Genomic DNA, 12,004 nt, shown 5'->3' on the forward strand with positions numbered 1-12,004 from the left:
CGCAGCCCTCATTTCGGTACTCTAATGTATGCGCTTGTGGCAAAGTGGCCTGGGCACGCCGCCCATGATTGGTCACAGAGGACGCTCGCGAAGCGCTTGGTGGCAAATTGAGCTCTGTCGCCCTTCCCATCGAAAGCTTCGGCGTAAGCCATAAGGGCTGCGTGCGCGACCACAATGAGGACAACTACCTGATAGAGCCGCAGACCGGCCTGTGGGTGGTGGCCGATGGCATGGGCGGGCACGAGGCCGGCGAGGTCGCGTCGGCCAGCATCGTCGATCATCTGGCGACGATCGGCATTGCGAGCTCGGCGCCGGACCTTCGCGCGCGCTTCGAAGACCGGCTGAGCCGCGCCAATTCCGAGATCCGCGACATCTCGCGATCGCGCGGCATCACCATCGGCTCCACCTTCGCGGCCTTGCTTGCAATGGACGGACGCTTCGCTTGCCTGTGGGCCGGCGACAGCCGCATCTATCTGGTCCGCAACGGTGTGATCTTTCAGGTCTCGAAAGATCACACGGAAGTCCAGGAACTGCTGGACCGCGGCATGATCAGCGCCGAGGAAGCGCTTACCTGGCCGCGCCGCCATGTCATCACCCATGCCGTCGGCGTCAGCGACGAGCTCGAGACCGATTTCCAGCAGGGCGAGCTGATGCCGGGCGATGTTTTCGTCCTGAGCACAGACGGACTGACGGCGCATGTCAGCGACGCCGAGATCGAAGCCGCGGTGATATCCGCAACGCCGCAGGCGGCGTGCCGAAGCCTGCTGGAGACGGTGCTGGCGCGCGGCGGAACCGACAATGTGACCATCGTACTCGTGAAGATCGGCGGCGGGCGCAACGGCGCGCTCCATTCGGATCGGTCCGGAGCGGAGAGCCTGGCGAGATGAGCGACGACGACAAGACCCGGATATCGACGAACGACATCTATGCCGGCGTCGGCACGCAGCTCAGCGGCATTTACGAACTCGACGAGAGGATCGCCTCCGGCGGCATGGGAGAAGTCTATCGCGGCCACAACATCCAAACCGGCGACCATGTGGCGATCAAGATCGTACTGCCCGAATTCGCCCGCGATCAGACGATCCTGTCGCTGTTCCGCAAGGAAGCGACGATCCTCAACCACCTGTCGCATGACGCGGTGGTGCGCTATCACGTCTTCACCATCGATCCGAGGATCGGCCGTCCCTATCTGGCGATGGAGTTCGTGGACGGCCAATCACTATTCGACGTGATGCGTCGCGGAGCGATGCCGGGGGGAGAAGTGCGGCGGCTTTGCCATCGCCTGGCGTCGGGGCTCGCCGCGGTGCACCAGGCGGGCGCGGTTCACCGCGACCTCTCGCCGGACAACATCATCCTGCCCGGCGGGCGGGTGGAAAGCGCCAAGATCATCGATTTCGGCATCGCCCGGTCGGCCGCCGTAGGCGGTGAAACGCTGATCGGCGGGAAGTTCGCCGGCAAATACAATTACGTCTCGCCCGAACAGCTCGGTCTCTATGGCGGTGAGGTCAGCGAGCAGTCCGATATCTATAGCCTCGGACTGGTGCTCGCCGCGGCATTGCGCGGAAAGCCGCTCGATATGAGCGGCTCGCAATACGAGGTGATCGAGAAACGCCGGACCGTGCCGGACCTGTCTGACATCGACCCCGATTTCCAAGAGCTCATTGCCGCGATGCTGCAGCCGGATCCGCGAGATCGGCCGGCCAGCATGGCCGAGATCGCCAGGGCAACGCGTGGCGAGGATGTCGACGCGACATTGCCGCCGGCATCGTATGGTCCGCGTGACCGCGCGGGCTTGCCGCGCGCCGGCTGGACGGCGCTGGCCGAGTCCGGGCCCCAGCCTTCGGCCTCCGCGGGCGAAAAGCAATTTGTTGAACATGTGCGACCGGCGCATCTGTCACAACCACGGCCCGCGCCAGCGCCCGCGCCAGCCAGCACGCCCATGCCGGCTGCGCCGCGAAAACCGTCGCGGATGCCGGCTATCGCCGGCGGTCTCGTGACGCTCGCGGTCCTGCTGGGCGGCGGCCTTTACTTCAGCGGCATCCTGGCGCCTCCGCCGGCCGAAGAGAAACTCAAACCGCTGACACCGAAGCCGGTGCCCAAACCCGGTGTTGAAGCCCCCAAGCCGGTGGCTCAAACGCCGCAGCCGGATGAATCGAACCCTCGGCCGCCGGTGCAGCCTCAGCCAGAGCCTTCAAAACCCGACAATGCCGCCACTATCGAGACGGTGAACCCACCTGCCCAACCGGATGCACAGGTGAAGCCCCCGATGCCGGCCGAGAAGCAGGCGGACGCTGCGGGCGAGCAGAAACGGGAGCCGGCCAAGCCTACCGAAATCCCCATGCCGACCACCAGGCCCGAGGCGCCGCCGGCAACGGAAGCACGGCAACCTGCCGGGCAGGCGCCGGTAGCGCCGCCCGTCGGCAAGCCAGCGCCGCCCACGGCCCAGCCCGAAACCACGGCCAACAGTCAGGCGCAAGTGGCCCCGGTCGAGACCAAGCCTGCCCAGGAACCGACCGCGAACCCGCCGAAGACGTCCGCGCCAAGCCGGGCGGAGGCAGGGAGCAAGCCGGCGCAGCAGGCAAATCCGCCGGCGACAAAACCCAGCGCAACGGACCTGGTCGAGATCCTTTCCAAGCTGGCCAGGCCGGAGGCTTCCTCGCCACCGGCCTCTGAGAGCCGGTTGCCGGCGCAGCCGGCCAGCCCGCCGGCGAAACCGACGACCCGGCCCCCGGCGGCCAGCCAGCCGACCCCACCAACCTCGCCATCAGAGCCGACACAGACAGCGCAGCCGTCGCAGCAACCACAGCCGCCGGTAACCGCACGGCCCGAAAATACCGAAGTCGCGATCAATGTGCCAAAGCCGGCGGTTCCGCCGGCGGAGCCGGTCGACGAGGCGGCGCAACGCGCCTCATGGGTGCGCGACTTCAGCGGCGGCGACTGTTTCTATGCGTCGCTGACATCGCAGACCACCAGCGCCGCGGCCATCGAAGGCCTCGCGACAGCCGTGCAGCCCTTCGAGCAGATGCTCAACGATTTTCGCTCGAGGTTCCATCTCGAGCCGGACATCAATGTCCGTCTCATCGAGCGGCCTCAGTGTGAAGTGACCAACTTCCTGCGCGTCCTCGACCGGAACCGGGTGGAACGTCCGCAGCTCGTTCTCGACCGGACATCGGTACCGGATGGCGCGCCGATCAGCGGCACGCTGGTGACGCATGGCGGGCTCATTTCCAACGTCATGCTAATCGACCACAGGGGCATCGCCTTCAACCTCGACGATCGCATCGTGGCGCAGACCGACAAGGCGACCTTCAACATCCCGATCGGTCTAGGCGCCGCCGACAAGGCGGCAGGCAAACCCCTGCCGCAGATCATGCTGGTGATCACCGGGCCGAAGGACATCCGGGCCGCGATGTTCTCGATACCGACACCGGTCTCCGAGCTTTTGCCAAAGATCATCGAGGAGATCGGCGCCGACGGCTCGCAGTTCTCCGCCACCGCCAAGTATTTCCGGCTCGGCGGATAGATATGAACGCCAATGGACCTTCGCCCCTCGCATTCATTTTGCCAGCCTTCGTCACGCACAAAGCGTAGCTGGTTTCGATTGTTGGCGGACTTCTCCGACCGCTTGGCATTTTCCGCGCTGTTCGGCGCGGCGCTGCTCGTTATCTTCTCGACCAACAGCGCGCATGCCGAATTCACCGTCTGCAACCAGACGCTCGACGTCGTCAACCTCGCCGTCGGACAGAAGGTCGACAATGCCGACCAGACCGACGGCTGGTGGACCATCGGCGCCAACCAGTGCGTGAACGTCATCCGCGAGGAACTGGCCAACCGCTACATCTACCTCTACGCGACCGACGTGTTCGGCCATGCGATCCTCAACGGATCGACCGGGATGTGCATTGATCGGCGCCGCTTCTCCATCCGTGGCATCGAGGAGTGCTGGCAGCGCGGTCATATCGCGGCGCGTTTCGTCGAGGTCGATACGCTGGAGCAGGTGCGCTGGACCTATTTCCTGACCGGAAACAGCCCGTGACGCACAGCATCGACACGAGCTTCAAACAGAAGAAGCTGGCACGCCTGGCAGAGCGCAGACGCAAACTCTGGCGCCGCGTTCTTGCTGGCGTCGCTGCGCTCACCGTCATCGCGATCGCCACCGGCTTCTATCTTACCAAGGACAACTGGTCGTTCGGCGACGAGGATGAGGAACTGCATCCGGTCGAAGGCATGGAAGACGTGCCACCCGACGCCTCGGTCTATGTGCCGGCCATCATCGACCTTGCCGGTGACCCGATGTGGATCACGCTGGCGCCCGATGCGGACACCGCCACGAAGGGCCACACGGTTGCGCGCCCGGCCGGACTCGACAGTTCCGGGGCCTCGCCGCAGATCGAGATTCTGTCCGACGTGATGCTGAGCGCCAGCGAGAAGTTCATGACGACGATTCCGTCGACGCAGGAGGATTTTGCCTTCTTCAAGGCGCAGCGGCAGACTGCCGCGAAGCCTTCAACCGCAGCGCCGGACGATCAGCAGCCGACCTCGCCCGCACCTGCTGCGGCGCCCAACGACCAGCCGGGCGATCTGGCGAACGACCTGCAGGCGCCGCCGGACGCGGGCGAGCCCCCCGCCGGTTCGGCGCCCAAAGCCGACGCGGACGACCCCGAGGCCGGCTGGGGCGAGACCATCGACCAGGGCGAGGCAGCGCTCCCCGCCTTCAAGAAAACCGCGATCGAGAACAACACCACCGTCGCGACCGTCACCAGCGAATATCAGCGCTTCGCGGCGACAGAGGACACTTTCGTGAAAATCCTCAACGACCGCAGCCTGGATAGCGTGGCGCTCGACGCGCATTTCTCCGCGGACGACGCCAGGCTTGCGGGCGAGGCGCTGAAGGCACTGTTCAAGCACGACGGGCTCGAGGCCGGTTTCGTGGTCGCCATGCGCGGCTTCCGGCCGAACCGCGAGACGACGACGATGTCGCTGATGCAGGTCTCGGTCTACGCAAGAAACGTCTATGTCGGCACGCTGACGCGCAACGCGGCGGGCGCCTTCGTTTCCGGCGTCGACCCCTGGGTTCGCGAGGATCTCTTCAACTATTCCGGTGCCTCGGACCAGGGTGGGCCCAAGCGGCAGTACCGCCTGCTCGACGCGATCTACTCGACCGCGGCACGCAACAAGGTGCCGACCAGCGTGATCGGGGAAGCGATCATGTATCTGTCGAGGGGACAGGACCTCGACGCTTTCGCCAGCGAGGACCAGCGCCTGGTGATGATCTACTCGCAGACGCCGCGCGACCAGGGCGAGATCTCCGGACGGGTGCTTTACGTCGGCGTCCTGGGTAAGGACAAGAACCTCGACTGCTTCGTCTTCCAGCAAAGCGACGGCCAATACGCCTGCGTGACCGGCGATGATCAGGTTCGCTCGCTGAACGTCACCAACGGCATGGTCACGCCGGTCGCCGGGGTGATGACGTCGACCTTCGGCCCGCGCAAGCATCCGATGCTCGGCACGGTTCGGATCCACAAGGGTGTCGACTGGGCGGCTCCGGTCGGGACGCCGGTCATGGCCGCCTTCGACGGCGAGATTTCCTTCCAGGGCGATGGCGGCAGCTATGGCAATCTGGTCAAGATCACGCATGCCAACGGCCGCGAGACGCGCTACGCGCACATGCAAAAATTCGCCATCGCAAGCGGCGTCGGCACCAAGGTGAAGGCCGGCGACGTCATCGGCTATATCGGCACCACGGGGCTTTCGACCGGCCCGCATCTGCATTTCGAGCTCTACGAGAACGGCGAGGCGATCGACCCGCTCGGGACAGTCACCACAGTCGCCACCGCCGTTTCCGTCAGTTCCGGCGGGCCCGGCGATTCGGCGGTCGAGACGCTGACCGACCGGATCGTCCATGTCGAAAGCGGCGGCAGCGCCCGCGCCAAGAATCCCAACTCGTCGGCAACCGGCGCCGGCCAGTTCATCACCAAGACCTGGATCCGGATGATGAACACCTACCGTCCCGACCTTGCCCGATCGCTTTCGACCGCCGACCTGCTCGCGCTTCGCTATGACGCGACGCTGTCGCGCGAAATGGTGCGCAACCTGGCGCGCGAAGGGGAGGCCTATCTGCGCGCCCGCGGCCACCAGATCACCGCCGGGCGTCTTTATCTCTGCCACTTCCTTGGCATGGAAGGAGCGCACCAGGTGCTGGCTGCGTCCGGCTCGTCGCAATTGACCGCCGTTCTGGGCGCAGCCGTGATCCAGGCCAATCCGTTCCTGACCGGCAAGACCGTCGGCTACGTCATCGATTGGGCCGAGCGGAAAATGGGGCAGAAAGCGCCGCGCGTGGTGACCGATCAGAGCCAGCCGGCGACAACCACGACCGAGGTCCGGCAGACGTCGCCGGAGTTCGAGAAATACAAGCAGGCGATAACCGCGCTGCTCAATTCAATCCAAGGGACGCTTGAGCCGGGCTGAGCAATTCCAGGAAGAGTATGAACGGTTTTCCCGGGAAAAGCGCGCAGCGCTTTCGCTTGGGAGTTGCGTCAAAACAAGGAATTAGACCGTCCCGGCTCAAGGGCGGCACGATCGCCTGCTCGATCGGTTTTGCCACTGGGCATATCGGCAAATATTTGCGGAGGCCAGGTGCATCCGGTGAACCTAAGCTGTCGCCGGGGCTACACAAGCCTGAGAGCCATTTTGGCAGAAGCGACTTATGGCTGACGAAATGAGCATGCGCAGAGATCAATAGCGTGCCCCGATGGGCCGGAGGGCTGATCCATGAAACTGCTTGCCATCCTTTTGAGCGGACTTGTCCTTTCCATCCTTGCCGCCTTCGGCGTCCAGGCCGCAACAGCCGAGGGCAAGCGTGTCGCGCTGGTCATCGGCAACAGCAAATATGTCAACGCCGTTGCCTTGCCCAACCCGGCGAACGATGCCCATCTGATTGCGTCGACGCTGCGCAGCGCCGGCTTCGACGTGATCGAAGGTGTCGACCAGGACAATGCCGGCATGCATGGCCTGATCAGCAAATTCACCGAAGAATCCTACAACGCCGACCTCGCGGTCATCTTCTACGCCGGCCACGGCATGCAGGTTGACGGCAAGAACTATCTCATACCGGTCGACGCCGATCTGACCTCGCCCGCCTATCTCAAGACCCGCACGGTCCAGATCGACGAGTTCATGGCGGCGCTGCCTGCCGATCCCGCCGTCGGCATCATCATTCTCGATGCCTGCCGCGACAATCCGCTGGGTCGTACCCTGGCTGCGGCTCTGCCCAAGAGCCGCTCGCTTGGCGCCGGCCTCGCGCCGGTGGATGCAAAGGCGGACGGCGTCGGCACCGGCGGTGTCCTGATCGCTTACGCAACCGATCCCGGCGCTATCGCTTTCGACGGTGACGGCTTAGACAGCCCCTACTCCCTGGCGTTGGCCAAGCACCTGACCGAACCCGGTGTCGAGATTCAGAGCGCGCTGACGCGCGTGCGCGGCGACGTGACGGAAGCAACGCAAGGCCGACAGCGCCCATGGCACAACGCATCGCTGGGACGCGAGGTTTTCCTTGGCAAGCCCGCGACACAAACAGCCCCACCCGCCGTAGCGCCGGTGGCCGACGCCGCCAAGACGACTACAGCGCCCGCCCCCGTGGCAAGCGATCCGCCGTCCTGGGAGGTCGAGCAGCGGCTTTGGGACGAGGCTTCGAAGAAAAATGCCATTCCCTATTACGAGGCCTATCTCGACCAGTTCCCGAGCGGCCGCTTCGCCACGGTGGCAAGGCTCGACATCGACCAGCTGAAGGCCTCAAAGGCGGGCAAGCAGGTCGCGGCGCGCGACACGAGCGATGCGAACGCGAATGCCGGCTCGGCCGTTCGTACCTCGGCCGCCGACCAGATCCGCGCCGCACCACCGAAGAAACAGGTCGTGCAGAAGACCCGCACGCTGAAACCGGTGGCGCAGCGGAAACCGCGAAGACAGCAGATCGTCGAGCGCTGGCGCAACAGGGAGATTGTGATGCGTGACGAGCCGCGCCGGAGAGACAACAATGACTTCCTGACCAAGGCGCTGATTTTCGGCAGCGGCGTCGTGATCGGCGGCGCGATGAGATATTGATCATGGCCAGTCGAAGGGAACCCGCGTTGGACGAGTTTCCTTTTGCCGTTATCGCTGTTGACGGATCGGCCTGGCGGCGATCGCCTACTCGGTCCTGATGCGCATTTCCACGCGCCGGTTGACCGGATCGTAAGGGTTGGCGACCCGCGGGTGCGACTTGCCCAGGCCGATTGCTTCAAGCCTGGCAGGTTCCACACCGTTCGCTTCGAGGAAGGCCGCCACCGACTGGGCCCTCCGCTGCGACAGGTCTTGGTTGTAGCGATCCGGGCCGGTTGCATCGGTATGGCCTTCAACGACAAAGCTGAACGTGCTCAGCCGATTGTCCTTCAGCGCCTTGGCGAACTCGTCGAGTTCGGTGCGCGCCCTCTGGTCGAGTTGCGCGGAATCAAGGCCGAAATTGATCATCATGTCGAGACCGGTCTTTTGTGCAGCCGAGCCAGTCTTCTCGGCCTTGCTCTTGCACTCTTCCTCCGTGCCGACGCAGATGCCGCGCGCGGCACCCAGATTGCCGGTCTGTCCGGCGAAGAACTTGACGATGTCTTCCGATTTCTGAAGCGGATCGGCAAAGACGTGCGTTGCAAGAAGCATGGCCGCCAATGCCAAGGCTGAACTGCCCCATCGCATGACCGTCACTCCTGTCCAAGAGAATTTCGCTGGCGCGCATCATATCAAATCGGCAAGCGATTGTCTGTGAACAAAACGCATGCCGCCCTTGGCCGCCACCTGCCAACGACTGACGCTTGACCGACGCTCGGCCGCAGGCTTGAGTGCTGCTCTGGTGGTTCTTGGGGTGTGACAGCCATGGCCAATGAACTCGGATACAGAACGGCACGGGATCTGTTTCTTGCTTGTCCCGCCATCGCCAGGGACATGAAATCGCTGGCCACCGGCCAGCCGCCGCTTGATTTTTGCCGAGCCCTGCTTGCCGGGCGCGTGCCGGAAGAAGCAGTCACGTTCTGTGCCTACCTCCTGCCCGAGCGAGCCGCCGTCTGGTGGGGACATGAATGCCTGAGCAATCTCGCCGAGCTCCTCGCGGACCGGGATCTCCAATTGCTGGCGCTTGTCCACGACCGCGTCGGCGAACCTGACAATCCCCACCATCAAGCAGTCTTGAGCAATTCCCTGGACCTGCCGCCGGCGACGCCGGCCGCCTGGATCGCCCTGGCAGCGGTATGGCGCGACCCGACCCTCGACATGGTGTCGACCGGATTTCCAGCCGCCCATGCCGTCAATGCCGGAATTCTGGCCGGGCTGGCCCGCGCCTCGCTGGCGGACCGCTTTGCCGTGCTTTCGGCCTTTGTCGAAATGGGCATCCAGATGGCGCAGATGGAGGCGTAACGGCATTTCGCCGATCGCTGCCCGTCATCGCTGGTATCAGGCCGGCATTATTGGCAGCCGCCTTGCGCCCATCTGGCCAGCGCCACCTTGAAGCGGGTACCGAGCGGATGCTGCAGGCGCAGGACCGAGACGTCGTTGGCGGCGAAATTCTTCGCCTGCTCGCAAAGCCGGACCTCATTCCACTCATGGCAGTTGTTGCAGTGCTTGCCTTGCCAGACCGATTTGTCGAGGCCTTCCACCGGACTGAAAAGCGGTTCGCTCTTGATCAGTTGGGCGATGCTCTTGCCGTCGATCGCCGGGTCGCCGAACTTGACGGGACGATCAAAAAGGATAGGGCCGTCGGTAGCCAGCTTCGGGATTTTCGCACGCAGCGTATCAAGCGCAAGCTGGTCGGCATTCTGGCCTGGCGAAGCGCCGGTGTTGCGCGTGTCGGATCCGGCTTCAGATTTCGGGGGGCTCGCCTCGCCGACGATCAGCGGCGCCTTGAGATCGACCTTGTGCAGGACAACCTCGGTGGTCAAGGAAACATTGATCCAGGGGCGTTGCTTGCCGGCGGTCGCCTTGAAGACGTCGCTGGTCACCCTGTTCATCGCTTCGGTGATGGAGACATTGGATTCCCCAATGTGCTGAAGCAATGCCGTCGTGAAGGGCGAGTGATCGCCGGACCCGTCATAGGCGAGCTGGTTGGGACTGGCGGCAAAGGCAACGAGCGTTCCGGCGCCGCCATTCTCGATCGGAATTTCCGCAAGGCCGCTGCTTGCACCCTTGATGCCGGCGGTCTTTGCCAGCACATCGGCCAGAGGATTGTCCCGGCACGCATCCAGGAACACCAGCCTTATGCTGGTCTCGCGAGACATCTGGCGCAAAATGAAATCGACCGACACGGCCTCAAAGTCGAGCGAGGTCTCGTCCTCCAGCGCGGCATCCACCGGAAGCAGATAGTTCTTGCCCGAAACCTGCAGGCCATGGCCGGCATAGAAGAAAAGCGCCACATCGGCGCCGCGCACCTGCTTGGCGAACTGGGCGACCGTGGCCTGCGTCTGCTGCTTGGTGAGGTCGAAGCCGGATATCACCTCGAAACCAAGGTTCTGCAGGCGATCGGCCATCGCCTGGGCATCGCGTGCAGGATTGGCGAGCGGCGCGGCGTGCTGATATTGCGAGTTGCCGAGCACCAGCGCGATACGGCGCTCGGCACTGGCGGCCGTCAAAGTCAAAAGCAGGACAAGCGCGACAAGGCCGGCGCCGCGAAGCAAGACGGCGCAAAAGGCGATTGTACGGGAACCCACCCCGACCTCAGTTCGCGAGCTTCGTGGCGGAGAATTCAATCCGCCGGTTGAGCGCCTTGTTCTTCGGCGTATCGTTGGCGGCAACCGGGCTCTCCTCGCCATGGCCGGCGGCACTGATCTGCTGACGCGGCACGCCACCGGCGATCAACGCATCCGAAACCGCCTGCGCGCGCCGTTCGGAGAGCGCCTTGTTGGCCTCGGGCGAGCCGTCCGAGTCCGTGTAGCCGGAGACCTCCACCTTCAAGGTCGGGCATTTGCCGACGACACCTTCGACTTCGGTGAGCAGCGGACGGCTCTTGGCATCGAGCCGGGCGCTGGCCGGACGAAAGTAGATGGCGCCGGTGCGCGACAACACGGCAAACCGGTTGAGGCACTCCTCGTCGCTGAAATTGGCCTTCGCGGCGTCGGTGGCCACGGGACCGACATCGGCGGCGCCGGCAGCGACAGTCTGCACCGCGGCCGGCTTGCTGCCTTCGGCGACGAAGACGAAGTCGAAGGATACCGAGGCGGTCGGCACGATGTTCGTCACATTGGCGGCCTGCTGCAGCTTGTCGACGTTCGGCAGCAGGCCGAAATCCTCGACATGCACCGCGACGGGAGCCTCTGACGCAACAGAAACCTGAGTGTCGCTGATCATGGTCACGACGACACTCGCCTCCAGATCCTTGTCGACGCCGTGCAGGCTCAGCCGGAACGGCAAGCTTGCCTTGATCCGGCGTTTGGCCGGCAAGTCGGCAAAGGCCGCCGGGTCCACCTTCGCCGTCAGCTCGGCCGTCGGATACTTGAATGTTTCGAAGAACAGGAAGCGCATGCGCACATTGCGCAGGTCGACGCCGGTATCGACGGAATTGAGGTCGAAGGTGACCTTGGCATCACCCGCGGCGCTGAGCGTGCCGGTGATGTTCCTGATCTTGTTGGTCTCGACGATCGTGTTCTTCTTGACCGACTGATAGGTGAGCACCGAGGCGTCGGGATCGAGCGTCCAGTTCGGCGCGGCGTTGGCGGCGTGCGGTTCGAAGACCAGCAAGCCCAGCAGCGCGGCAAGGACCAAACCAAAGGCTCCGGCCTTCGCGCGCACTTTTCGACAGAATGCAACGACTTCGAACATGGAACGCCCCCGCCAGGACAACCTATCTCGATACCGCAGGAAATGGCAGCATAGAGCACTTGCCCTTGCTTGGCGAGCGGTTCGAGTCGGCCTCGACACGTAACGTCAACCTGCCATGCGTGGGCGGAATTGCCTTCTATCGGGCGCTCATCCCCAACCGCCCGATCCGCCC

The 12,004-nt window shown here is 64.2% G+C and carries 10 protein-coding genes; 6 read left to right on the plus strand and 4 right to left on the minus strand.

Annotated features, from left to right (window positions below):
• Positions 1-107 precede the first annotated feature (107 nt).
• The 5 genes from FJ546_RS13780 (at position 108) to FJ546_RS13800 (ending at position 8,100) form a co-directional block, all read left to right on the plus strand.
• Positions 108-887, plus strand: a complete 780-nt coding sequence (locus tag FJ546_RS13780; RefSeq protein WP_140889826.1) for a PP2C family serine/threonine-protein phosphatase — start codon at positions 108-110, stop codon at positions 885-887.
• Positions 884-3,523 carry a serine/threonine-protein kinase gene (locus FJ546_RS13785; RefSeq protein ID WP_140889827.1) on the plus strand — a complete coding sequence of 880 codons (2,640 nt, stop codon included), beginning with the start codon at positions 884-886 and terminating at the stop codon, positions 3,521-3,523. Before FJ546_RS13780 ends, FJ546_RS13785 begins: the two co-directional genes overlap by 4 nt.
• 12 nt (positions 3,524-3,535) lie before the next feature.
• Entirely contained in the window at positions 3,536-4,036 is a 501-nt protein-coding gene (locus FJ546_RS13790) for a DUF1036 domain-containing protein (RefSeq protein ID WP_181167923.1), read from the plus strand.
• Positions 4,033-6,468 (plus strand): M23 family metallopeptidase, encoded by a 2,436-nt coding sequence (locus FJ546_RS13795; RefSeq protein ID WP_140889828.1) that lies wholly within the window; start codon positions 4,033-4,035, stop codon positions 6,466-6,468. The genes FJ546_RS13790 and FJ546_RS13795 overlap by 4 nt, the downstream gene beginning before the upstream one ends.
• Before the next feature lie 303 nt (positions 6,469-6,771).
• Positions 6,772-8,100 (plus strand): caspase domain-containing protein, encoded by a 1,329-nt coding sequence (locus FJ546_RS13800; RefSeq protein WP_140889829.1) that lies wholly within the window; start codon positions 6,772-6,774, stop codon positions 8,098-8,100.
• Positions 8,101-8,184: 84 nt separating this feature from the next.
• Here FJ546_RS13800 and FJ546_RS13805 read toward each other — a convergent pair whose 3' ends face one another.
• Positions 8,185-8,688 carry an OmpA family protein gene (locus FJ546_RS13805; protein WP_140889830.1) on the minus strand — a complete coding sequence of 168 codons (504 nt, stop codon included), beginning with the start codon at positions 8,686-8,688 and terminating at the stop codon, positions 8,185-8,187.
• A 75-nt stretch (positions 8,689-8,763) separates the two neighbouring features.
• A complete protein-coding gene (locus FJ546_RS31595; RefSeq protein ID WP_246686846.1) occupies positions 8,764-9,201 on the minus strand; it encodes a hypothetical protein in 438 nt (145 codons plus the stop codon).
• 9 nt (positions 9,202-9,210) lie between these two features.
• On the opposite strand from FJ546_RS31595, the gene FJ546_RS31600 reads away from it, so the two are divergent.
• Positions 9,211-9,438, plus strand: coding sequence for a hypothetical protein (locus FJ546_RS31600; RefSeq protein WP_246686847.1), 228 nt, complete (start codon positions 9,211-9,213; stop codon positions 9,436-9,438).
• A gap of 47 nt (positions 9,439-9,485) precedes the next feature.
• On the opposite strand, the gene FJ546_RS13815 is transcribed toward FJ546_RS31600, so the two are convergent.
• Complete coding sequence (locus FJ546_RS13815) at positions 9,486-10,724, minus strand: caspase domain-containing protein (RefSeq protein WP_140889832.1); 1,239 nt, start codon at positions 10,722-10,724, stop codon at positions 9,486-9,488.
• A gap of 7 nt (positions 10,725-10,731) precedes the next feature.
• Positions 10,732-11,832 carry an OmpA family protein gene (locus tag FJ546_RS13820; RefSeq protein WP_140889833.1) on the minus strand — a complete coding sequence of 367 codons (1,101 nt, stop codon included), beginning with the start codon at positions 11,830-11,832 and terminating at the stop codon, positions 10,732-10,734.
• Positions 11,833-12,004: the final 172 nt, after the last annotated feature.

This window comes from Mesorhizobium sp. B2-4-19 (assembly GCF_006441315.1).
In the GTDB taxonomy this organism is placed as follows: domain Bacteria; phylum Pseudomonadota; class Alphaproteobacteria; order Rhizobiales; family Rhizobiaceae; genus Mesorhizobium.

Bases quoted from the DNA above. Each gene is read 5' to 3' on its own strand.
- FJ546_RS13785 (WP_140889827.1), top strand. From the start codon at position 884: ATGAGCGACGACGACAAGACCCGGATATCGACGAACGACATCTATGCC.
- FJ546_RS13790 (WP_181167923.1), top strand. From the start codon at position 3,536: ATGGACCTTCGCCCCTCGCATTCATTTTGCCAGCCTTCGTCACGCACA.
- FJ546_RS13800 (WP_140889829.1), top strand. From the start codon at position 6,772: ATGAAACTGCTTGCCATCCTTTTGAGCGGACTTGTCCTTTCCATCCTT.
- FJ546_RS13805 (WP_140889830.1), bottom strand. From the start codon at position 8,688: ATGCTTCTTGCAACGCACGTCTTTGCCGATCCGCTTCAGAAATCGGAA.
- FJ546_RS31595 (WP_246686846.1), bottom strand. From the start codon at position 9,201: ATGGTGGGGATTGTCAGGTTCGCCGACGCGGTCGTGGACAAGCGCCAG.
- FJ546_RS13820 (WP_140889833.1), bottom strand. From the start codon at position 11,832: ATGTTCGAAGTCGTTGCATTCTGTCGAAAAGTGCGCGCGAAGGCCGGA.